Annotated in this window: 19 protein-coding genes and 1 pseudogene; 12 read left to right on the top strand and 8 right to left on the bottom strand. The window is 72.7% G+C overall.

The window, feature by feature from the left end; genetic code table 11:
- Positions 1-5: 5 nt before the first annotated feature.
- A complete protein-coding gene (locus tag WMF36_RS18350; protein ID WP_437580908.1) occupies positions 6-1,022 on the bottom strand; it encodes an OmpA family protein in 1,017 nt (338 codons plus the stop codon).
- 238 nt (positions 1,023-1,260) lie between these two features.
- On the bottom strand, positions 1,261-2,316 hold the full coding sequence (locus tag WMF36_RS18345; RefSeq protein WP_437580907.1) for an RNA polymerase sigma factor: 1,056 nt from the start codon (positions 2,314-2,316) through the stop codon (positions 1,261-1,263).
- A gap of 106 nt (positions 2,317-2,422) precedes the next feature.
- Here WMF36_RS18345 and WMF36_RS18340 point away from each other — a divergent pair, with 106 nt between their 5' ends.
- The 3 genes from WMF36_RS18340 to WMF36_RS18330 all read left to right on the top strand — a co-directional run bounded on the left by WMF36_RS18340 (position 2,423) and on the right by WMF36_RS18330 (position 4,390).
- Entirely contained in the window at positions 2,423-3,055 is a 633-nt protein-coding gene (locus WMF36_RS18340) for a L,D-transpeptidase family protein (RefSeq protein ID WP_437580906.1), read from the top strand.
- Between the two features lie 106 nt (positions 3,056-3,161).
- Positions 3,162-3,587: an EVE domain-containing protein gene (locus WMF36_RS18335; protein ID WP_437492403.1), complete on the top strand. Its 426-nt coding sequence runs from the start codon at positions 3,162-3,164 to the stop codon at positions 3,585-3,587.
- Between the two features lie 32 nt (positions 3,588-3,619).
- Positions 3,620-4,390: a hypothetical protein gene (locus WMF36_RS18330; protein WP_437580905.1), complete on the top strand. Its 771-nt coding sequence runs from the start codon at positions 3,620-3,622 to the stop codon at positions 4,388-4,390.
- Positions 4,391-4,595: 205 nt separating this feature from the next.
- Here the strand turns inward: WMF36_RS18330 and WMF36_RS18325 are convergent, their stop codons facing one another.
- Positions 4,596-5,420 (bottom strand): fatty acid desaturase, encoded by an 825-nt coding sequence (locus WMF36_RS18325; protein WP_437580904.1) that lies wholly within the window; start codon positions 5,418-5,420, stop codon positions 4,596-4,598.
- A 365-nt stretch (positions 5,421-5,785) separates the two neighbouring features.
- On the opposite strand from WMF36_RS18325, the gene WMF36_RS18320 reads away from it, so the two are divergent.
- Positions 5,786-6,646: a fatty acid desaturase family protein gene (locus WMF36_RS18320; protein WP_437580903.1), complete on the top strand. Its 861-nt coding sequence runs from the start codon at positions 5,786-5,788 to the stop codon at positions 6,644-6,646.
- Between the two features lie 230 nt (positions 6,647-6,876).
- Positions 6,877-9,495 carry an efflux RND transporter permease subunit gene (locus tag WMF36_RS18315; protein ID WP_437580901.1) on the top strand — a complete coding sequence of 873 codons (2,619 nt, stop codon included), beginning with the start codon at positions 6,877-6,879 and terminating at the stop codon, positions 9,493-9,495.
- Positions 9,496-9,660: 165 nt separating this feature from the next.
- On the opposite strand, the gene WMF36_RS18310 is transcribed toward WMF36_RS18315, so the two are convergent.
- The 3 genes from WMF36_RS18310 to WMF36_RS18300 form a co-directional block, all read right to left on the bottom strand.
- On the bottom strand, positions 9,661-10,137 hold the full coding sequence (locus WMF36_RS18310) for an SRPBCC family protein (RefSeq protein WP_437580900.1): 477 nt from the start codon (positions 10,135-10,137) through the stop codon (positions 9,661-9,663).
- A 96-nt stretch (positions 10,138-10,233) separates the two neighbouring features.
- Positions 10,234-11,280 carry a hypothetical protein gene (locus tag WMF36_RS18305; protein WP_437580899.1) on the bottom strand — a complete coding sequence of 349 codons (1,047 nt, stop codon included), beginning with the start codon at positions 11,278-11,280 and terminating at the stop codon, positions 10,234-10,236.
- Positions 11,261-12,178, bottom strand: a complete 918-nt coding sequence (locus WMF36_RS18300; RefSeq protein ID WP_437580898.1) for a hypothetical protein — start codon at positions 12,176-12,178, stop codon at positions 11,261-11,263. The genes WMF36_RS18305 and WMF36_RS18300 overlap by 20 nt, the downstream gene beginning before the upstream one ends.
- A gap of 539 nt (positions 12,179-12,717) precedes the next feature.
- On the opposite strand from WMF36_RS18300, the gene WMF36_RS18295 reads away from it, so the two are divergent.
- The 5 genes from WMF36_RS18295 (at position 12,718) to WMF36_RS18275 (ending at position 16,099) form a co-directional block, all read left to right on the top strand.
- Positions 12,718-13,002, top strand: coding sequence for a hypothetical protein (locus tag WMF36_RS18295; RefSeq protein ID WP_437580897.1), 285 nt, complete (start codon positions 12,718-12,720; stop codon positions 13,000-13,002).
- Positions 13,003-13,064: 62 nt separating this feature from the next.
- Positions 13,065-13,922: an MNIO family bufferin maturase gene (gene bufB / locus WMF36_RS18290; RefSeq protein ID WP_437580896.1), complete on the top strand. Its 858-nt coding sequence runs from the start codon at positions 13,065-13,067 to the stop codon at positions 13,920-13,922.
- Entirely contained in the window at positions 13,906-14,769 is an 864-nt protein-coding gene (locus WMF36_RS18285; protein WP_437580895.1) for an HvfC/BufC family peptide modification chaperone, read from the top strand. Before bufB ends, WMF36_RS18285 begins: the two co-directional genes overlap by 17 nt.
- A gap of 10 nt (positions 14,770-14,779) precedes the next feature.
- Complete coding sequence (locus tag WMF36_RS18280) at positions 14,780-15,211, top strand: secondary thiamine-phosphate synthase enzyme YjbQ (RefSeq protein ID WP_437580894.1); 432 nt, start codon at positions 14,780-14,782, stop codon at positions 15,209-15,211.
- A gap of 135 nt (positions 15,212-15,346) precedes the next feature.
- Positions 15,347-16,099 carry a lysophospholipid acyltransferase family protein gene (locus WMF36_RS18275; protein WP_437580893.1) on the top strand — a complete coding sequence of 251 codons (753 nt, stop codon included), beginning with the start codon at positions 15,347-15,349 and terminating at the stop codon, positions 16,097-16,099.
- 157 nt (positions 16,100-16,256) lie between these two features.
- Here WMF36_RS18275 and WMF36_RS18270 read toward each other — a convergent pair whose 3' ends face one another.
- Complete coding sequence (locus tag WMF36_RS18270) at positions 16,257-17,108, bottom strand: SGNH/GDSL hydrolase family protein (RefSeq protein ID WP_437580892.1); 852 nt, start codon at positions 17,106-17,108, stop codon at positions 16,257-16,259.
- Positions 17,109-17,256: 148 nt separating this feature from the next.
- Between WMF36_RS18270 and WMF36_RS18265 the strand changes: the two genes are divergently transcribed.
- Together WMF36_RS18265 and dut are read left to right on the top strand one after the other, a co-directional pair.
- Positions 17,257-18,636 (top strand): site-2 protease family protein, encoded by a 1,380-nt coding sequence (locus tag WMF36_RS18265; RefSeq protein ID WP_437580891.1) that lies wholly within the window; start codon positions 17,257-17,259, stop codon positions 18,634-18,636.
- A gap of 49 nt (positions 18,637-18,685) precedes the next feature.
- Positions 18,686-19,141 (top strand): dUTP diphosphatase, encoded by a 456-nt coding sequence (dut, locus tag WMF36_RS18260; protein ID WP_437580890.1) that lies wholly within the window; start codon positions 18,686-18,688, stop codon positions 19,139-19,141.
- A gap of 718 nt (positions 19,142-19,859) precedes the next feature.
- Here dut and WMF36_RS18255 read toward each other — a convergent pair.
- Positions 19,860-20,744 (bottom strand): annotated as a pseudogene (locus WMF36_RS18255) (serine/threonine-protein kinase); the annotation flags it as partial.
- Between the last annotated feature and the right edge of the window lie 93 nt (positions 20,745-20,837).

Genomic DNA, 20,837 nt, shown 5'->3' with positions numbered 1-20,837 from the left:
CGCGCCTACTTCACGCTGGCGGGCTTCGTCTCTGCCGGCTTCTGATCGGCGGGCTTCGCCGCGGCGGGCTTCGTGTCCGCGGGCTTCGCGGCCGCGGGCGGCGCGGCAGCAGCAGGTTGCGCGGCCGCGGGCGGCGCCGCGGCGGGCTTCGCTTCGGCGGGCTTCGCCGCGGCGGGCTTCGCTTCGGCGGGCTTTGCCGCGGCGGGCTTCGCGTCGGAGCTCTTCGGGGCCGGGGCGGCCTTCGGCGCGGAGGCGGGCACGCCGGCCGGCTTGAGGCCCTTGGTGACGGCCGCGGCGCAGGCGAGCTCGACGCCCGTGTCCTTGCCATCGAGCCGCATGATCTTGATCTCGACCCGGCGGTTCTTCTCCTTCGCCTCCTCGGTCTCGCCCGGATCGGTCGCGCAGTGCGCGCCGTAGCCGGCGGACCGCACCCGGTTCTTCTCGACGCCGAGCGCCACGAGCGCCTTCACCACCGCGTCCGCGCGCTTCTTCGTGAGCGTCACGGTGGCGTAGTCGCTGCCGACCTTCTCGGAGTAGGCCGCGACCTCGGCGAACTGGATCTGCGGATGGTCCTTGAGGATCTGGGCGATGTTGGCGAGGAGCTCCTGCGAGGCGGGCTCGATATCGGCCTTGCCGGCGGCGAAGGCGATCTTCTCGTTGAGCTTCACCTCGCTGTCGAGGAGAGCGACCCTCGGGACGTCGGGACAACCGTCCTCGTCCTTGTAGTTGTTCTTGACCTCGGCCTCGGTCGGGCACTTGTCGGCCTCGGCCACGATGCCGTCTCCGTCCGGGTCGGTGGACTTGCAACCGTCCTTGGCGTCGGGCGGCAGGCCGTCCTCTTTCTCGGCGACGCACTTGTCAGCGCCGTCGTCGATCACGCCGTCCGCGTCCGCGTCGGGGGGCGGCGGCGGCGGCGCCGGGGGCGGCGGCGGCGCGGGCGGCTGCGCCGGCGGCTGCGCCTGCATCTGGGGCTCTCTCGCGCAGCCGGCGTTCGCGGCGAGCAGCGATACTGCGAATGCCATTCCAAGCCATCTCGTGGTTCGCATCTCCGGGGCTCCTCTCCTTGGCGTCCTTGATTGCGCCGAGCGCCAGCGTGTTTAGACGACTGCGCCGGAAACTGCGAGATTTAATCGCACGGCGAGGCGCGCGGCTCCCCCTCGGTAGCGCGTCGGACCCCGCTCCGGAGGTGACAGCGCCGCTGGCGAGCCATCGAGATCGACCCGGCCCCCGGCGCGTCGTTCGCTTTCCCGGCGGACGGAACTAGCGTTTCTTGGACGAGAAATCCATCGTCTCAGGCGGCACCTTACCCTTCAGATCAGGCGCCTGCGGCTTCTTCGACTTGAGCGGTTGTCCCACGGGCGCCGACAGCGTGGGCGTCGGTGTGGACGTCGGCGTGGGCGGCGGTGCGACCTTCTGGCGGGGCTGTGGCGAGGTGCGAACGTCGTTCGAGTCCCGCTCTGTCGGCTTCTTGACGGGCCCCGGCGCCGGGGGCTCGTCGGTCGGCGCGCGGAGCGCGTCGAGCGCGCGCTGGCGCGCCGCCGCGACGCTCGGCGCGGTGCGGCCTCGCGGATCGAGCCGGTCCGCCTCGTCGAGCTGGTCGAGGCACCGGCGCCACGCCGCCTCGTCGCAGGCGCGCAGCGCCTCGGCCCGCAGCGAGCGCGCGCGATCCAGCGGATCGAGCGGCGACGGCGCCTCCATGGGCGGGGCGCTCGGCAGCGGCTCGGGCAGGGGCGCGACCTCGGGCAGGTCCCTCGTCGAGCGCAGGAGCCGGACGAGGACGATCGCGAGGATCGCCAGGGCTGCGACCGCGGCGAGCTCCGCGAGCCAGCGCTCCCGCATCCACCGCCGCATCCGCGACACGCGCTGCCGCACCCGGGCGGCGGGCACCTGCTCCTCGGCGGCGATGCTCTCGAGCTTCTCTCCTTCCCCTTCGCGGGCCATCCACGAGAGCGTCTGCTGCGCGTCGCCGGTCGCCGCGGCCTGCTCTTCTGCCCAGCGCGCCAGCTGGCGCGCCTCGACGGGCGGCGGACCGACCGGCAGGTCGGGCAGCTCGGTCGCGGTCTCCCGGAAGGAGCGCCGGTGGTGGTCGGCCACCTTGTGGCGCGCGATCCCGAGCAGCCAGCGCCGGAGCTCCGTCGGATCGGCCGGGCGCGCGGGCGAGGCGAGCGCGTCGCAGAGGACGGTCTGCACCACGTCGTCGACCTCGCCGCTCGGCACCCGCCGTCGCACGAACTCCTCGAGGGCGCGGCGGATCCCTGGCTCGGCCAGGGGGTTCGTCGCGGGGGCGCTGCGCTCGGTGGTCATCGTCGTGCTCATCGACCTCTGCATCGCGCGGTGGCCGCGGAGTGTGACGAGCCCGATCGAGAATACGGCAGACCTCGCGTGGGCGTCACACTCCGTCGCGCGGGGCCGACGGTCGGGCATGGTCCTCCCGCCCCCTGCTGTCCTCGCCGCCGCGTGGCTCGCCGCGTCCCTCGCCCTCGCGGCCCCTTCCCTGACCGCCGTCTCGAACGGCCCGCCTGGCGCGGCGCCGCCGGCGCGGGCGCCCGTGGGTCCCGTCCTCGGCGCTCCGGCCGCTGCCGCCCGCGCGCCGCGCCCCCCGGGGGCCTCCTTGCCGCGGGTCACCGAGATCCGGATCGACAAGAGCGAGCACACGCTCGATCTTGTGGCGGGCGACGAGATCGTCCGGTCCTACCGGGTCGCCCTGGGGCCGGGTGGGCCGGGGCCGAAGCTCTACGAGGGCGACCGGCGGACCCCTGTCGGCACGTACCGCGTCGCCGGCCGCATCAAGGGCCTGTTTCATCAATTCCTGCTCGTCAGCTACCCGAACGAGGAAGACCGCCGGCGCTTCGCCGAGCTCAGGCGGCGCGGCGAGGTCCCGCCGGGCCGCGGCGTCGGGCACAGCATCGGGATCCACGGCGTCGGCGGTGTGCTACGCGCCGGCGTGCACAAGGAGAGCGACTGGACGCTCGGGTGCATCGCGCTCGACGACGACGAGATTGACGAGGTCGCGCGGCGAACGCCGGACGGCGCCAAGATCGTGATCACTGATTGAACGGGGGGGTGCTAGGGTAGCCGGTCACATCGACGGGCTGTCCGCCGATGATGGGAGCGCGACGGCCCGACCGGCGCCGCCCTCATGCCCGCCCGGGAGATCGTGCATGTCTCGCCGTTACTGGCTGATAAAGAGCGAGCCTCAGAAATATTCGTTCGCGCAGCTCATGCGCGATGGCCAGACGATGTGGGACGGCGTCCGGAACTTCGAGGCCCGCAACAACATGCGGGCCATGAAGCAGGGGGATCTCGTGCTCTTCTATCACTCGAGCGAGGGCAAGGCGGTCGCGGGCGTGGCGCGCGTCAAGCGCGAGGCGTACCCCGATCCGACCGCCGATGCGGAGGAGGACTGGAGCGTCGTGGACATCGAGCCGGTCGCGCCGCTCAAGGCGCAGGTGGCCCTTGACACGATCCGCGGCGACGAGTCGCTTGTCGAGATCTCGCTCCTGAAGCGGTCCCGGCTGAGCGTGGTGCCCGTCTCGAAGGAGCACTTCGATCGGGTGCTGAAGCTGGGCAAGACCAAGATCGCTTGACGCGGGCACCCGGGGTAACGACTAATCCCGGCGTGAACCTCCGCCTTGGAGCCCGAGCTCTCGCCCTCCTCTTTCTCTCCAGCGTCGCGTGCGGCGGCCCGCCGACGCCGTCCCCGATCGAAGGCGAGCCGATCTGCCCCGACTTCGAGATCGGCGCGGCGCGCGCGCCGATGCGCGGCAGCCTTCGCTTCCCGGTCGCGCTGACGGTGCGCGACGGCAAGGATCCGATCACGCGGACGACGCTCACCGGGCGCCGGTCGAAGGACGATCCGGCGAGCCGCATCCTCCTCGGTGACGAGGACGCCGAGTACGAGATCGAGTGGGCGCAGTGCGAGAACGAGCGCGCGCCGAGGGCGCGCAAGCAGGCGCGCGACACGAAGGACGCCGCCGAGTACGAGTGCGGCAACGCGGCCGTGTACAAGACCGACAAGCTCGTCACCCGGAAGGGCGACGCCGCGTCGCGCACGGTCCGCTTCGCGGCCCCGCCGAAGCCGGAGTGCTGGGAGAGCGAGCTTCCTCCGGCCGACGCCCCTCCCTCGCCCGACGCGGGCGCCGAGCCGGCGGCCGCCGATGCGGGCGCTGCCGAGCCGGTAGCCGCCGATGCGGGCGCGGGTGCGGCCGACGCGGGCGCCGCCGGTGCGGCGGCCACGGGCGCCGCCGCACCGGCGCGGGTGGACGCGGGTGCCTCGCGCGATGGGGGGGCAGGCGGCGCTGCCAAGCCGCTCCCCCGCGCCGCCGGGGGCGACGCGGGTTCCCCCCGCGCCGCCGGGAGCGACGCGGGTCCCCTCCCGCAGGGCGACTAGCGGGCGCGGAGGGGTCATCCCTCCGGGACGTAAGGAGAAGAGAAAACAACGCAAAGGCGCAAAGGCGCAAAGACGCAAGAAGAGGTCAAGAGACGCGAAGCGGGGCAGCATCGGGACGCCAGGGCTCTCTCTTCTTCTGGCGTCCTTTGATTCTTTCTCTTCTCCTTGCGTGTTTGCGTTTTTTCTCTTCTGGCCGCTCGCCGCCCTAGCTGCGCCCACCGGGCTTCGTGATCGGCAGCCCCGGCGCCAGCTTCGCCGGGTTGAACATGCCCGCGCGTTTGTGGTGATTCGCGTGCATGTAGATCCCGTGCCAGAGGAGGTTGCCGATCCGGTAGTACCCGTGGTTCAGGTTCACCGGCTTGAAGTCGCCGTCCGGCGAGAACGCGTTGTGCGTCGACCAGTTGAAGTGCACGAGGTGTAGAAAGCCGACGATCGACGCCGGCACGAAGAGGAAGAAGAACCCGATCGGGCCGAGGACCACGTACCAGCACGCGATGAGCAGCAGGTTCGTCGCGTAGCTCACGTAGGCGCGGATCCGCTCGTAGCGGCGGCTCTCGGGCGTATCGCCGTAGAGCTCGAAGTAGATCTGCTGGAGCTGGCGCTCCACGTTCACCACCGTCTTCACCAGGAACACCCAGTAGCTGGCCACGACCGGGTGCGGATCCCTGTCGACATCATCCGAGTAGCGATGGTGGCGCTGGTGGATCACCTCCCACGAGGCGAACCGCGTGAGCGCCACGAGCCCGCAGAGCTCGCCCACGAGCCGGTTGATCGGCCGGGGGAAATTGTTGTGTGTCGCGTTGTGGATGAACACGCTGCAGAGGATCTGCGCATGGCAGACCAGCGGCAGGAGCAGCCAGAGGCGGTTGTCCCATCGCTCGATCAACGGCTCGTACCCGCCGAGGTGCATGCACGCGAGGAGGGTCGCGCACGCGAGCGCGTAGAACCCGTCGTAATAGAGGTAAAAATACCGGTTTCGTCGGAGCTGCGTGAACGGCAGCGACGTCAACGTGGAGACGATGACAGACACGTGCTTGAGCCCTTCCCCCGCGCCCGAGGCGGCGCAGCGCTGGCGCGGATCGGACCGCGCAGCGCCCCCCGCGCCCCGGGCTGCTGCCGCCTGGACTCGCACACCGCCAGTCCAGGATCCTCGAATACACCGGTTCCTCACTTCCGTCCACGGTCTCTCCATGCGCCCACCCCGCTCGGCTGGATTTCGGCGCGCGCGGCCGGATCCCTGCGCGCACCCCGCGCATGCGAACGCCCGTTCGCAGCTCGCCGGGAATCCCGGGAGACGCGCGACGCGGGTGACGCGGCCGTGCGAGGCGCCTCCGCGCGGCTCTCTCAACATGGTTTGGGCCAGGCAAGAATTGCGGCCTGAGCTTCCTCAACGCGGTGGTCCTCCACAACCACCTGCACCAGGGCATCTTCCGCAGCCGCCGGCTGAACATGCTCTGGCGCTGCGTGCTCAGCTTCGGCGCGCTCTACCCGGCGTCGGCCAACGTCCCCTCTCACAACCTGGTTCACCACCACTTCAACGACGAGGGCCAGCCCGACTGGGCGGCGCCGGAGCACGTCTCGTTTCGGTGGAACCTCCTCAATCTGCTCCACTTCCCCAACGTGGCTGGGCCGAACACCTTCGCCGGCGTCGCGCGCTGGAACGCGCTCGCCGGCCGGCGCGAGCTCGTCCGGCAATACCGGCTCGAGATGGCCTCCGCCTTCGGGCTCACCGGGGCGCTCCTGCTCGTCGATTTCTGGACGGCGCTCTTCTTCGTCGTGCTCCCGCAGCTCTACGGCGCGCGCTGCGTCCTCCGGATCAACCTCCTCCAGCACGACGGGTGCGACGTCCATAACGAGTGGAACCACTCGCGCAACTTCGTCGGACGCGCCTTCAACTGGATCATGTGCAACAACGGTCACCACACGATCCACCACAACCGGGCTGGGCTGCACTGGTCGGTGCTCGCCGAGGCGCACCGGCGCGAGGTCGCGCCGCGCATCGATCCGGGGCTGAACGAGCCGGGCCTGCTCGGCGACCTGCTCCGGACCTACGTGCTCCGCTTCCACCGTCCCTCCCCCCGCGACGTCGCGCAGGCCGAGCGGTCCGCCCCGCCGATCGAGCTCTCGCCGCGCGCCCCCCGAGCGCCGCGCCCGCGCGCGGCCGCTGGGTCCGGAAGCGCGCGGGCAGCGCCTCGCGGGCAATCGCCTCCGGCTAGAGACGAGAGCAGCCGTTCGAACGCGTCCCCGGGGAGCTGATCGAGCCGCTCGGCCGAGCGCTCGGCGCCGAGCTCCGCGTGCCACGTCACAGATTTCTTGCTATCGCTCCCCCGCGCTCCGCGGCCGCCGCAGGGATCTCGGCCTGGCCCACCCGCTGTGCCGCGCGCGATCCGCTGTTCCGCGGGGAACCCGTTCCCTAGGACGTGGTCCACCCCGGCGCTCTCGCGCCCTCACCGTTTCCTTCAGCCCCGGCTCCCCTGATCTCCTCCATGCCCTCTCCGCAGCTTCCACCCACGGCACCTCGCCCGTCGACCTCCCCCTCCCAGGACCCCTCGCCCCGCGCCGCGCCGCCCTCCTCGAAGGGCGGCGGGCTCGCCGCGCGCCTCGCCGAGCTCCAGGTGAACCGGCCTGCGCTGCCGCTGCTCGCGGCCGGGCTCCTCACCGTCATCGCCCTCTTCCTGGCGACGCGGCTCCAGGTGCTGACGGGGTTCGAGTCGCTCCTGCCGGCGTCACGGCCCAGCGTGCAGGAGCTCGACCGGGTCGCGGCCAAGACGGCCGGCGTGTCGACGCTCTTCGTCGTGCTGCAGGGCGGCGAGGGCACGCCCACGGTCGCGCTGCAGAAGGCCGCGGACGCGCTCGTGCCCGAGATCGAGCGGCTCGGGCCGCCGTGGGTCGGCAGCGTCGAGGACGGCGTGCACGAGGCCTTCAGCTACCTCTCGCCGCGCGCCGGGCTCTACGTCGAGCGCGACAGGCTCACGAAGCTGCGGGACGACATCGAGGCGCGCTACGCCTACGAGGTCAACAAGGCGACCGGCGCGCTGCTCGACGACGACGAGCCGCCGCCCGAGGTGAGCGCCCGCTCCATCGAGCAGAGCCTCGGGCTCCAGGGGATCGACGCGGGGCGCTACCCCGACGGCTACTACCAGTCGAAGGACGGCAAGACCGTGGTCGTCGCCATCCGCTCGAAGGTGCTGGCGAGCGATTTCGCCGCCGGCTCCGAGGCGATCCGGCGCGTGCGCGAGGTCGTCGATCGCGTGCACCCCGCCTCGTTCGATCCCGGGATCACCTACGGCCTCGCGGGCGATCTGCAGACCGGGATCGCCGAGTACGCGGCGATCAACGAGGACCTGACCGACGTCGGCGTCGCGGGCGCCGCGCTCATCGCCGCGGTCGTGTTCCTCTACTACCTGCGCGTGCGCATGCTCGTCGCCATGCTGATCACGGTCGGCACCGGCGTCGCCTGGACGTTCGGGGTCACCCAGCTCGCGCTCGGCCACCTCAACATGGCGACCGGGTTCCTCTTCTCGATCGTCGCCGGCAACGGAATCAACTTCGGCATCATCTACATGGCGCGCTACCTCGAGGCGCGCCGCGGCGGCGCGAGCCTGCTCGAGGGCGTGCGCGTCGCCCACCGCGAGACCTGGCTGCCCACGCTCACGGCCGGCTGCGCCGCCGCGGCCGCCTACGGCTCGCTGCTCGCCACCGACTTCCGCGGCTTCCACGATTTCGGCCTCATCGGCGGCGCCGGCATGGTGCTCTGCTGGGTCGCCACGTTCGTCGCGCTGCCGAGCGTCCTCGCGGTGATGGAGCGGCTCAGCCCCCTCGACCGCGAGTCGCCGGGGCTGCTCGGCAGGCTCCGGCGGCGCACCCAGGGCGGCATCGCGTTCGGCGAGCCGTTTGCGCGGCTCGCGGCGCGGAGCCCGGCCGGTCTGACGGTCGCGGGGCTCGCCCTGGCCGCGGTCGGCCTCGTCGCGGCGGTCGGCTATGTGCGCGCCGATCCGATGGAGTACGACCTCCGGAACCTCCGCAACGACGAGCGGGTGCGCGCCGAGCAGATCCGGCTGGGCGCGCTCGCGGAGGAGATCACGGGCTACGTGGGCACCGACGGCATGGCGATCCTCGTGGATCGGCCCGAGCAGATCGAGCCGCTCCGCGCGGCGCTCTACGCGCGGCGCGACGCGGCGCCCGAGGGCGAGAAGCCGTTCAAGGAGATCTACGCCCTCCAGGATCTGGTCCCGAGGGATCAGGACGCGAAGATCCCGCTGCTCCAGGAGATCAAGGAGCGCGTCCTCCGGGCGAGGAAGCGCGGCCTCCTCGGCGACGAGGACTGGAGCCGGATCCAGGCCGTCGTTCCGCCGGACGATCTCGCGCCGTTCGGCATCGACGATCTGCCGGCGGGGGTGGCGCGCGCCTTCACGGAGACGGACGGGACGCGCGGTCGCATCGTGTACATCAGCCCGATCACGTCCGAGAGCGTGCACGACGCGCACTACCTCTTCCGCTGGGCCGACGCGTACCGCGAGACGCGGCTCCCTGACGGCAGCGTCGTGCGCGGCTCGGGGCGCGCGGTCATCTACGCGGACATGTGGGCGGCGGTCATCGACGACGTACCGCCGGCGGTGCTCTTCTCGCTGGCCGCGACGGTCCTCGTCGTGCTCGTCGCCTTCCGCGGCGGCCGCCCGGCGTTCGCCGTGCTCGGCGCGCTGCTCGTGGGCGTCTTCTGGATGGCGGGGTTGCTCGTGCTGACGGGCGTGAAGCTCAACTTCCTGAACTTCATCGCCTTGCCGCTGACGTTCGGCATCGGCGTCGACTACGCCGTGAACATCGTGCAGCGGTACGCGCGCGAGGGCGCCGGCGGCGCGCTCACCGCGGTGCGCGAGACGGGCGGCGCGGTGATCCTCTGCAGCCTCACGACGGCGCTGGGCTACCTCGCCCTGATCCGCTCGCAGAACCACGCCGTGCGGAGCCTCGGTGTGGCCGCCGTGATCGGCGAGCTCGCCTGCCTCTTCGCCGCCGTGCTGGTGCTGCCCGCGGCGCTCGTCTGGCGCGACCGGCGTCGCCCCAAGGGCGCGGAGAGCTTCGTCGCCGTCGGCCGCCCGACGACCTGAACGCGGCGGCGGCGCTCCGCTCGCCTCCTGACGGGCTCGAACCGTCGCGACCCCCCCGGCGCCGGCCCTTCCCGACGGACTCGAACCGTTGCGACCCCCGGCGCCAGCCCTTCCCGACGGTTGCGATCCGTCACGGCTCCCCGGCGCCAGCCCTTCCCCTGTGCATCACACCGTGCGGCGGCGCTGCGCGAAGTACTCCTTGATGGCGACGAGCTCCTTCGCGGTGAGGGCGGCGATCGACGGGGCGACCTTCTCGGCCTCGTGGCCCGGCGCGACGCCGAACTCCCGGGACCACTCGAGGAACGTCTTGCCCGGCTCGCTCGTGACGCGGCGGAGCCGGTACGTGGCGATGTACCCCTCGGCGCCCAGGACCTGCCCGAGCAGCCGGTACGTGACGGAGTGCTCTGTCTCGGATCGCGCGACCACCTCCTCCAGGGCCTTCTCTCCCGACGGGTGGAGCGTGAACTCGAAGCGCGACGGGATCTTCTCCGCTGAGCCGCCGTCCACGTACTGGTAGTCTTTGACGGCGTCGCCGAAGACGATCGGGAGGAGCTTGACCACATCGCGGAGCTCTCTCCATGCCTCCTCGATCGGCGCATCCACCACCGCTGAATCATAGACATGATATCGGGCTGCGAGCATCGATGTACCTCCCGGCGGCGTCGCACGAGCGCGACGTCTTTCCGCGCGGCGGGCGATGCTACCAGATCGCAGCGCGGCGCCGTGAGCGCGCGCCCCTCACGGCGCCGCGCGCAGATCGGCGCAGCACCGCACGCCGGTCGAGTAGTCGAAGTGCGTGACCTCGTGCGACACGACGCGCGACATGCACCCTTCCCTTGTCGCGCGCGCATAGAACCCGCCGACGAAGGTGCCCTCCGGATCGTCGATCCACTCGTCCAGGTTGCCCACCATGTCGGCGATCGCATCGCCCTCCCACGCGCTCGCGCACGTCGCGGTCTCCCCCGTCCGCCGCAGGAGCGGCGCGCCGCCGACGCGCACCAGGTTGAGCCGCGGATCGCTGTGCCCGAGGGTCACGTCGCGGTGGAGCACGGCGGCCGGGTGGCCCTCGCGGAACACGTTGCACTGCCCGTCCGCGTAGGTCGGCCCGTACGGGAACTGCTCGTCGCGCTCGCCGCGGCACGCCGTCCGCCACTCCTCGAGGGCGCAGAGCCGCTTGCCGGCGTTCCGGCACGCGAGCTCCGCCTGCGCGCCGCTCGTGTAGCCCTGCGGGAGCACCCCCCGGCGCGACACGGCGCGCGGCTCGAACTCGCGCTGCTTCTGCCACCCGGGGAGGAGCGGCAGCTCCATGCGCCGCGCCTCCGCGTCGCCGAGCTGAAGCCGCATCTTCGACCATGCGCGCTCGACCGATGAGGCGGCCTGCCGCGAGGGCGGATAAAACGCCGAGATCTCGAGGCCCGTCTCCCTGTCGAGCAGCACCGCCTCGTAGCGATCCACGCAGAACCGGCGCTCGACCCGCACCATCTCCGGCGGGCAGCGCGGCTCCGCGGGCGGCGCCGGCGCCCTCGGCCCGGGCAGCGCCCCCACGAGCGGCGGCGCCACCTCCACAGCGCCGGCCCCCGCATCCGTCGCGCCGGCCCCGGCATCGACGGCGCCGGCCCCCGCGTCCGTCGCGCCGGACTCCCGCTCCGAGCGGCAGCCGGCGAGCGCCGCGCACGCGAGCGCCGCGACGAGCGCCCCGCGCGCGAGCGCCGTCGCCGCAGCTGCTCTCGCGTCGCGGCGGCCGGCGCGAGGCCGCGCGGGGCGCTCAGCGGATCGCGCCGGCATAGGGGTCCATGGACGCGGGCTCGCGGCAGAAGAAGCGGCGGAGCACGAGGTAATGGTGGAGCGGCAGGAGCCGCGTCTGCTCCCGCATCGAGAGCCCCATCCGGCTGATCTCGGCGCCCGGGAACGGCGTCTTCGGATAGCAGCGGACGATCCCGGAGAGCGCCTCGTATTCGTCGAGCAGCCCGAGCACGTGACCCACCTCGTGGGCGAGCACCGGCAGCGACCAGCCGGCCCGCATCGCGCTGAAGTAGGGCGTCCGCCCGCAGGTCGGCGAGAGCGGCACCGCGAGGTCGACCCGCAGCGCCCTCCCGCGCGCGTCGTCCGCGAGCACGAAGTCGAAGTCGTACCGCACGGGCAGCCCGAAGGCGCGCGCATCGCGGTTCCAGTACCCCTCGACCTCGCTCGACCAGCGCGCGAGCAGCGCGCGGATCGCGGCCGGCGTCGCCCTGGCCGTGAACTCGCCGGAGCCCGGGCAGGCGTCCGTCGACGCGGCGCGCGCGTACGGCGTCCCGCGGCACACCATGGCGCCCCCGAGCGCACCGGAAAGCCCGCAGTCAGGCAGCTCGAGCCAGCCCGCGCCCGCCGGCGGCTCGACCGCGATGCGGACCTCGACCTCCCACGCGCCGCCGCGCCGCCGCACGAGGTAGCTCATCGGACCGAAGAAGAGGCCGTAATGCGGCATCATCCCGGCGATCCGCCGCTCGCCCTCCGGCACCTCCCCGCGGAAGACGTCGCGCGGAGCCGGCAGGCACAGGTACGCGTCCTTCGCGATCGTGTCGGCCAGGATGTCCCGGAACGTGGCCTCGCGCCCTTCGAGGAGGGCCCCGCTCATCCCCTCGAGCTCCGCGGCCACCGCCGCGACCGGAAGCTCGCGCCCGGAGGCCGCGCCGCCCGCCACGCCGGCCCCCTCGCGCGCAGCCCCCCCGCAAGCCGCTGCCCCCAGCGAGAGCGCCGCGAGCGCGGGGAGCGCCGCGCGAGACAGCGCCGCGCGAGACCGATCGACGAGGCCGCGCCACCCGAGCCGCGGCGCTCCGCAACGACCCAGCCGCGACGCGCCGCACCCACCCGGTCGCGGCGCGCCGTCGTGGACGCTTTGTCTTGCGCCTGCAATCTGAAGCGAGTTACGTCGTCCGTGAAATGCTGCACGGTGGCGGTGCGTCCGGGCCGCAGAGGACACGCCGCCGGACGCCGTGCGCGCAGGGGGGACTCGCGTGGGCGTGGAGGTCAACGCCGCTCACTTACGGGGAGTTGGATGAAGAATCAACGCGTCCAAGGTGAAACCGCGGAACCGGGCGGGCGTAGTGACGCGTAGCGAGGGGCTCGGCGCGGTCGCGGAGACCGGCGAGGCCCGATGAGCCCAGACGCGCGGGCGCGCCATGCGGGCGGGACGCGCGCTGGGCTCGGTGCACTCGACGAATGACGAAGGTGGAGGTTCAGATGGCAATGGATATGGGCAGGTCGTTGGCGTTCACGGCGGTGTCGGGCATGGTGGCGGGCCTCGCGGGCTGTGGCTCGGCGCCGCCGCCCACCGCCGAGACCGGGGCCCCCCCGGCCGAGCCGGCGGCTGCAGAGGCGCCCGAGGCCGGCGCCAAGGCGTGCTGTGCCGGCAAGAACGAGTGCAAGGGCAAGGGCGGCTGCAAGTCCGATACCCACGCTTGCGCGGGCCAGAACGAGTGCAAGGGCAAGGGCGGCTGCAAGCCGGCCGACTGCGGCGGCCACTGAGCGGCTGAGGCGCGCGACAGCCCGGCCCGCGGGGGCCGGGCGACGCCGCGACGTGGTGACCCATGGCGAACCTAGAACGCATGCGGCTCGGGCTCCCCGACCTCGGCGTCGGCGTCGGGCTGCGCATCCCGCACTACCGCCACATCTTCGAGCACCGGCCGCGGGTCGACTGGTTCGAGATCATCAGCGAGAACTTCATGGTCGACGGCGGCATGCCGCTCGCCAACCTCGAGCGCGCCCTCGCGAGCTACCGCCTCGTCCAGCACGGCGTCTCGCTGTCGATCGGCAGCACCGATCCGCTCGATTTCGACTACCTGCGCCGGCTCAAGGCGCTCGTCCGCACGGTGCGCTCGCCCTGGGTGAGCGATCACCTCTGCTGGACCGGCGCGCACGGGCTCAACCTGCACGACCTCTTGCCCCTGCCGTACACGGACGAGGCCGTGCGGCACGTCGCGGCGCGGGTGCGCGTGGTGCAGGACTTCCTCGAGGTCCGGCTCGCCCTCGAGAACGTGTCGAGCTACCTGACCTTCACCTCGAGCCGCATGAGCGAGTGGGAGTTCCTCTCGGCGGTCGTCGAGGAGGCCGACTGCGGCATCCTGCTCGACGTCAACAACGTCTACGTCTCCGCGTACAACCACGGCTTCGACCCGGGCGCCTACGTCGACGGCGTGCCGCACCACCGGATCGTGCAGGTCCACCTCGCCGGCCACACGCACCACGGCAAGTACATCCTCGACACCCACAGCGATCACGTGGCCGACGCCGTGTGGGCGCTGTACCGGCGCGCGCTCGTCCACACGGGCGACGTCTCGACGCTGATCGAGTGGGACGACGATCTGCCGGCGTTCGAGGTCCTCGCGGCCGAGGCGGAGAAGGCGCGGGCGATCCGCGAGGAGGTGGCGCGTGCGCGCGCCGCCTGACGCCGCGCCCCCGGCCGGGCTCGCCTCGCTGATGGGCGAGCTCGCCCGCCTGTTCATGGCCGGCGCGCCGCTCCCCGGCGACGCCGAGCTCGCCGGCAGGTGCCGCGAGCACGTCGCCGGGAACGAGCGGCTCACGCCCGCCGAGCAGGCCGACATCTACCGGCGGCAGTTCTGGCTGCGCCACCGCGATGCCCTCCGTGAGGACTACCCCGCGCTCGCGCACGTCCTCGGCGAGGACGGCTTCGACGCGTTCTCCCGGGCGTACCTCGCGGCGCACCCGCCCGCGAGCTTCAGCCTGCGCGACCTCGGGCGCCACGTCGCCGGCTTCGCGGCCGCGCACGAGGGGTTCCCCCCTGCCCTGGCGGAGCTCGCGCGCGAGGTGGCGCGCTACGAGCACGCGCTCGTCGATCTGTTCGACGGCGCCTCGCCGCCGCCGCTCGATCCGGCGAAGGTGACGGGCATGCCGGAGGAGGGCTGGTCCACCGCCCGGATCGTCCTCCACCCGCTGCTCGCGCTGATGCAGCTCCGCTACCCGGCGCACGTCCTCCGCAGCGAGCTCCGGCAGGGCAGATCACCGGCGCTGCCCGCGCCCCGCGCCGTCCGCCTCGCCGTCTTCCGCAGCGCCGCCGATCTCACGATCCGCTACGAGGAGCTCGAGCCCCCGGCGTTCGCGCTCCTCGAGGCGCTCGGGCGGGGTGTGCCGCTCGTCGCGGCGTGCGAGGCGGTGGCGGCGGGCGAGGCGGCGGGCGTGACGCTTGGCGCGCGGGTCGGCGCCTGGTTCCAGCAGTGGACGAGCTGGGGGCTCATCGCCGACGTCGTGCGGGGCGCCGGCGCCGAACGCGGCTAAGATGGGCGCGGTGACCACCATCGTTCAGCGCACGCTCGAGGTCCGCACGAGCGGCCGTGGTTTCGTCGACATCACGCGCGAGGTCGCGCGCGTCGTCGCCAGCGCCGGCGTCGACGTCGGGCTCTGCGCCGTGTTCCTCCAGCACACCTCGGCGAGCCTCGTCATCCAGGAGAACGCCGATCCGGCCGTCCTCCGCGATCTGGAGCGCTGGATGTCGCGCCTCGCGCCGGAGGGCCGCGACTACGAGCACGACGACGAGGGCCCCGACGACATGCCAGGTCACCTCCGGAGCGCCGTCACCCGATCGAGCGAGGTGATCCCGATCTCCGGCGGCCGCCTCGGGCTCGGGACATGGCAAGCCCTGTATGTCTGGGAGCACCGTAGTTCTCCCCACGCGCGCAGTGTGGTCGTGACCGTAACCGGCACCACAGCTGCGGGTTGAGTGGTATACTCGAGGTGTTCGACTCCTGGATGAGCTCGGCGCCCTCCGAGGGCTGCTCGTCCGCCGCGCGCGGCAGGGCCTGCCCGCGGGGCGAGCGCACCACGCGACCCCTCACCCTTCAGCGGAAACAGAGCGATGAGCCTTCAGACGACGTTCATGGGGATCCTCGACACGGCCCGGATCTGCGTCCCGACCGTGGTGGACGCGGTGATGGGGCGCGTGACGCTCGAGCGCTGCGATGAGCGGCTGGACTGGTGGGCGCGCAAGGTCCTCGAGGACGCCGACGTGGATCTCGTGGTGCGCGGGCGTGAGCATGCCGCCGGCACGCGGCCGTTCGTGGTGATGTCGAACCACCAGAGCCTCTTCGACATCCCGGTGGTGTTCCGCGCGATCCCCGGGCGGCTGCGGATGATCGCCAAGAAGGAGCTGTTCAGCGTGCCGGTCTTCGGCCAGGCGATGAAGGCGGCCGGGTTCATCCGGATCCACCGGGGCAATCACGTCCAGGCCAGCGCGAGCCTGCAGGTCGGCGCCTCGATGCTGCAGGACGGCACCCGGGTCTGGATCGCCCCGGAGGGCACGCGGAGCAAGACGGGCGCGCTCCTGCCGTTCAAGAGCGGGGGCTTCCGGATGGCGATCGAGACGAACACGCCGATCCTGCCGGTCGCGATCGACGGGACGCGCCACGTGCTGAAGGCGAAGGATTTCGTGGTGCAGGAGCACCACCGGGTGGTGGTCACGATCATGCCGCCGATCGATCCGGCGCCGTACGGCGCGGGCGGCCGCAGCCGCCTCATGCGGGACGTGCGCGCCGCGATCGCGGGAGCCCTCGGACACGACCCGGGGTTGAGCCACCGCGGAGCGGGGGTGGCGACTTCGTCACCGGCGTAGGGGTGGTGCGGTCACTGGCTCAGAGAGATTCCACATGAAGGCGGGAAGGCGGGAAGATCCTTCAGGTTTTCTTCCCGCCTTCAGGTTCCAATGACTGCACCACCGGCGTAGGGCTTCCGGCGCCGGGGGAACGGTGGGCTCTCCGGGCCGCCGGAGCTCAAAATCTCTCTACTTCCCGCACGGGTGCCGGGCCCTCCCGCTGGGCCGTGCCCTCCGGCGGCTGCGCCCTGGAGCGGTGCTCCTCCGGCGGAGGCAGCCGGAGCGACCAGGGGCTGCGCCTCGCCGCCGGGTCGCCCTCCTCCTCGCCGGGCGGAAGGTGCTCCGCCATGAGCCAGGACCAGAAGGCGTCGGCCCAGCGCGCGCCGCCCACCTCGTTCGGGTGGATCTTGTCCTTCTTGCGCGGGAGGGGGCCGGGGACCAGCGCGTCGGAGTCGAAGAAGCGGCACGGGGCCGAGTTCGTCCGGATCACGTCGATGATGCCGGTGTCCTTCCGCCAGAGCGGAGGGGAAACCCACACGCACGGACGGCCGCCGATCGCCTTGACGATCCGCCGGATGGCGCCGGCATGGGCCGGGGGGTTGACGTTCTCCACCTCGTTCGCACCGAGGCTGATGATCACGAGGTCCGGCTGGTAGTTCGCGACCAGGAGCTCCATCCTGGAAGCCCAGGTCACCGTGTACGAGCTGGTCTCCGCCTTCACCGCGTAGCGCACGCGGTGCTCCTCCATCCGCGGACGGAGCGCCTGCGCGAAGCCCGCCAGCGCGAACGAGTCGCCGATGTGGAGGACCGCCGTGTTGGGCGGAACCGTGAACGCCGGCGGCGCGACGGGCGGCGGCGCGACAGCAGCCCCGGACGGCGCGGGCGCCGCCGCGGCCTCCTGGACGCGGACCGCGGCCGGCGCGGCCCTCCCCGGCGAAGGCGGCCCGGGTGGCGGCGCGGCGCCGCACGCCAACCCCGCCGCGGCCACCCCGGCGAACGCCCATCTCCCGACCCGGATCTCCCTGCCCATGCTCGCTCCCACGGCCGCGTCCAGCGGGCGGCCGGAGGCGCCGGAGGGGCACGCGGCCGCGCGAAAAGGTCGCGCGGCGCACTCTAGGGCAGGGGGCGTCCGCACGGCAATCATTGAGCGGAGGGCTCCCAGGCCTTATTACATGCGCATGAGCTTCCGTCTGTTTGGAGTCTCGGTCGACGTCCAGCTCGGGTTCTGGCTCTCCGCCGCGCTGCTCGGGTACGGGATCGTGGCCAGGGAACAGTACCAGCAGTTCCTCGTGTGGATCGTCGTGGTCTTCCTGTCGGTCCTCATGCACGAGTTCGGTCACGCGTTCGCCATCAAGCGGCACAAGATCGAGCCGGAGATCACGCTGCACTTCATGGGAGGGACCACGACCTGGCGGTCGCTCCTGCCGCTCGGGCGGCTCCAGCACATCCTGATCAGCCTGGCCGGCCCCTTCGCCGGATTCCTCGTCGCCGGAATCCTGCACGTGGTGCTCCTCTACGTCCCGGCGCTCTCCGCCCTCCCGGTCATGGTGCTGCACGGGATGGAGACGCTCATCCAGGTCAACGTGGTCTGGGGCATCCTCAACCTGATCCCGGTGCTCCCGTTCGACGGCGGCCACGTCCTCGAGCACGCGCTCGGCCCGCGGCGCGCCCGGCTGACGGCGGCCATCTCGGGCGTCGCCGCCGTCCTCCTCGCCATCCTCTTCCTGCGCATGGGGTTCTTCTTCTTCTCGTTGATCCTCGTCATGTCCGCGTTCCAGAGCCTGCAGCGGTTCCGCAGCGAGCCGGCGATCTCGTCGCCCGTGGTGAACCGCCGGCGCGCCGCGATCCACGAGGAGCCGCTGCCGCCCGAGACGGCGGTCCTGCTCCAGCGGGCGCGCCGGGCCGTGGAGGGCGAGCAGACGGGCGAGGCGATGGCGCTGGCGAACGAGGTGCTCACGCAGTCCCCGGCGCCGCCGAAGCACGCGCTCCGGGAGGCGCACGAGCTCATCGGCTGGTCGCACCTGCTCCTCGGCGACGCCAAGCGCGCGGGGGAAGCGATCGCGCAGGCGCGCAAGCACGGCGAGCCGGATCCGGCGCTGGTCGGCGCGGTGCACCTCGCGCTCGGGGAGCTGAAGCAGGCGCGCAAGGCGCTCGAGGCGGCCCGGGAGGCCGGCGACGACCGGAAGGAGGTCGCGGGACCGCTGATCCGGGTGCTCGTGGAGCTGGGCGAGGTGGCGCGGGCAGCGGCGGTCGCGCTCGACATCGTGGAGCAGCTCTCGGAGGAAGACGCGCGGAGGATGGCGGAGATCGCGTTCACGCACGGCGCGTTCGACTGGTCGGCGCGGCTCTACGAGGCGATCTTCCGCCGTGCGGGCAAGAGCGAGGACGCGTACGGCGCGGCGCGCGCGAGCGCCAAGGACGGGAACCAGGAGGCGGCGCTCGATCTGCTCCGGCGCGCGGTCGCGGCCGGCTTCTCGGATCGGGCGCGGGCGTGGTCGGACACGGCGTTCGAGGCGCTCCGCGGCTCGGCGCTCGAGACGGTGCTGCCGCGCCCGTGAGCCGAAATCCCTGACGGGATCTCCGGCGCGCTGGACTAGGCTCCGGCGCGTGCGCATCCAGGTATCTTTCCTCCGGGTGGGACCGGTCGAGGTCCCGCCGCCCGCCTACAAGTCCGAGGGAGCCGTCGGGCTCGATCTCTGCGCCGCCGTCGACGCGCCGGTGACGCTCGCGCCCGGGGAGCGGAAGCTCCTGCCCACGGGCTACGCCGTCGCCCTCCCCGACGGCCACGAGGGGCAGGTGCGCCCGCGCTCGGGGCTCGCGCTCCACCACGGGATCACCGTGCTCAACTCGCCCGGCACCATCGACCCGGACTACCGCGGGGAGATCAAGATCGTCCTGATCAACCTGGGTGCGGATCCGTTCACCGTGAACCAGGGCGATCGGATCGCCCAGCTCGTGATCTGCCCGGTCGCCCTCGCCGACGTGGTCCTTGTTCCCGCGCTCGCGCCGACGGCGCGCGGCGCAGGCGGTTACGGATCGACGGGCGTGCGCCGGGAGCCGTAGGTCCGCACGTCGTCCCAGCGCTCGTCGCCGAGGTCCTGGGATCGCGCGGCCACCGAGCGCGCTACCGATCCGACGCGAACAGCCGGACCACGGCGATCCCGATCCCCAGGACCACGAGGCCCACCGCGAGGTGGAAGAGCCGGAGCGGGCCCACGCCGATGCGCTGGCCGTCGAGGAGCAGCGACGCGGCCCCGAGATCGAGGAGCGTGATGACGACGGCCGCGCCCGCGAGCCGCACCGGCAACGCGAACATGGCCATGAGCTCCGCCGTGCTCAGGCTGTGGCGCGCGGGCGCGCGGTCCATCCTCGGGGGCGGCATCCTGGACGGCGCGTGGGACGGCCTCGCGAAGGGCGCGGGCGACGGGGGAGACCAGTCGAGCGCAAGCGGCACGACCGGCTCGGTCGGCAGGCTGTGCGGCGGGAGACGGCCGCCGCGCTCCGGCAGATCGCCGAGCGGCGGGGAGCGGCCGCCGCGCTGCTCCGGCAGATCGATCTCGCGCGTCTCCATGTCCGCGAGCGCCGCCGGCCACGTCAGGCCCGCGCCCGGGAGATGCAAAGCGCGCGTGGATCTCGGCGCCGCGGGCGATGCCGAGGGGCGGCGGGCCGCGGGCGGCGCGTGGCTCCGGCCGGGCAGCGCGATCGGCGGCGCGCTCTGCGGCAACCCGAGCGCCTGCTCGACCTCGTCCCAGAATGCGCCGACGTCCCGGAAGCGCTCGCGCGGATCGACCGCGAGCGCGCGCCGGAAGACGCTCTCCAGCGCGTCGGGCACGAGGACGCCCTCGTTCCTCGGGGTGGGGCGGCGCTTCTCGTCGAGCACCGTGCCCATCATGGCGACGTGATCGCCGGCGATGATCTCGCGGCCGGCGAGCGCCTCGACCAGGGTCACCGCGAGACCCCAGACGTCGGTCCAGGGGCCCGTCTTGCCGAAGCGCTTCGGCGCCCATTGCTCGGGCGCGCCGTACGCGGGCGTGAACGCCGTCGAGAGGCCGCCCGACGTGGTGGCGGTCTGGCCGGCCATGACCGTCGCGGCGTCGCGCGCGCGGGCGATCCCGAAATCGAGGATCTTGACGACCTCGGCGCCGTGGAGCTGGGCGAGGAAGAGGTTGGCCGGCTTGAGATCGCGGTGCACCACGCACGTGGGACCGCTCGGCCCGGGGAAATGGTGCGCCGCCTCGAGCGCCCGCGCGACCGGGGTGAGCAGCCGGATCGCCTCGCCCGGCGAGAGCGGCGGCAGCCGCTCTGCCGCGCGGGCGGCGATGTGGCTCGCGAGCGTGCTGCCCTCGAGCCACTCCAGCGCGATGAACGGGACGAAGACGCCGGTCGCGGCCGAGATCACGTCGTGGTGCAGCGGCCGGACCACGGAGGGGATCGCGGCCGAGAGGCGGAACAGGAGCTCCGCCTCCTCGCGGAACTTGTCGAGGAACTGCGCGCGCAGCTGCTCGGGCAGCGCCCCGGGGACCTTGAGGCACTTCAGCGCGACCGGCGCACGGAACGCCTCGTGGTACGCCCGGTACACGACGCCGAAGCCTCCTTCGGCGACGACCCGCTCCACCTTGAACGCCCCCTGGGTCGTACCGACGATCCCGAAGACGTCATCGGCCATCCGCCGGAGCGTACACGAGCTCGACGCGGCTTCGAAAGGACCGGAAGCGCGGCCTTCGCCGCGGCGCCTGCCTGCGCCTACCCTACCCGCGCG

This window comes from Sorangium sp. So ce887, assembly GCF_051521455.1.
Classification (GTDB): Bacteria; Myxococcota_A; Polyangia; order Polyangiales; family Polyangiaceae; genus Sorangium.
The sequence above is the reverse complement of the archived record's forward strand: the minus strand, read 5'-3'. Positions and strand labels throughout refer to the sequence as shown.

Bases quoted from the DNA above. Each gene is read 5' to 3' on its own strand.
- WMF36_RS18350 (WP_437580908.1), bottom strand. From the start codon at position 1,022: ATGGCATTCGCAGTATCGCTGCTCGCCGCGAACGCCGGCTGCGCGAGA.
- WMF36_RS18345 (WP_437580907.1), bottom strand. From the start codon at position 2,316: ATGAGCACGACGATGACCACCGAGCGCAGCGCCCCCGCGACGAACCCC.
- WMF36_RS18340 (WP_437580906.1), top strand. From the start codon at position 2,423: ATGGTCCTCCCGCCCCCTGCTGTCCTCGCCGCCGCGTGGCTCGCCGCG.
- WMF36_RS18335 (WP_437492403.1), top strand. From the start codon at position 3,162: ATGTCTCGCCGTTACTGGCTGATAAAGAGCGAGCCTCAGAAATATTCG.
- WMF36_RS18315 (WP_437580901.1), top strand. From the start codon at position 6,877: ATGCCCTCTCCGCAGCTTCCACCCACGGCACCTCGCCCGTCGACCTCC.
- WMF36_RS18310 (WP_437580900.1), bottom strand. From the start codon at position 10,137: ATGCTCGCAGCCCGATATCATGTCTATGATTCAGCGGTGGTGGATGCG.
- WMF36_RS18305 (WP_437580899.1), bottom strand. From the start codon at position 11,280: ATGCCGGCGCGATCCGCTGAGCGCCCCGCGCGGCCTCGCGCCGGCCGC.
- WMF36_RS18295 (WP_437580897.1), top strand. From the start codon at position 12,718: ATGGCAATGGATATGGGCAGGTCGTTGGCGTTCACGGCGGTGTCGGGC.
- bufB (WP_437580896.1), top strand. From the start codon at position 13,065: ATGGCGAACCTAGAACGCATGCGGCTCGGGCTCCCCGACCTCGGCGTC.
- WMF36_RS18275 (WP_437580893.1), top strand. From the start codon at position 15,347: ATGAGCCTTCAGACGACGTTCATGGGGATCCTCGACACGGCCCGGATC.
- WMF36_RS18270 (WP_437580892.1), bottom strand. From the start codon at position 17,108: ATGGGCAGGGAGATCCGGGTCGGGAGATGGGCGTTCGCCGGGGTGGCC.
- WMF36_RS18265 (WP_437580891.1), top strand. From the start codon at position 17,257: ATGAGCTTCCGTCTGTTTGGAGTCTCGGTCGACGTCCAGCTCGGGTTC.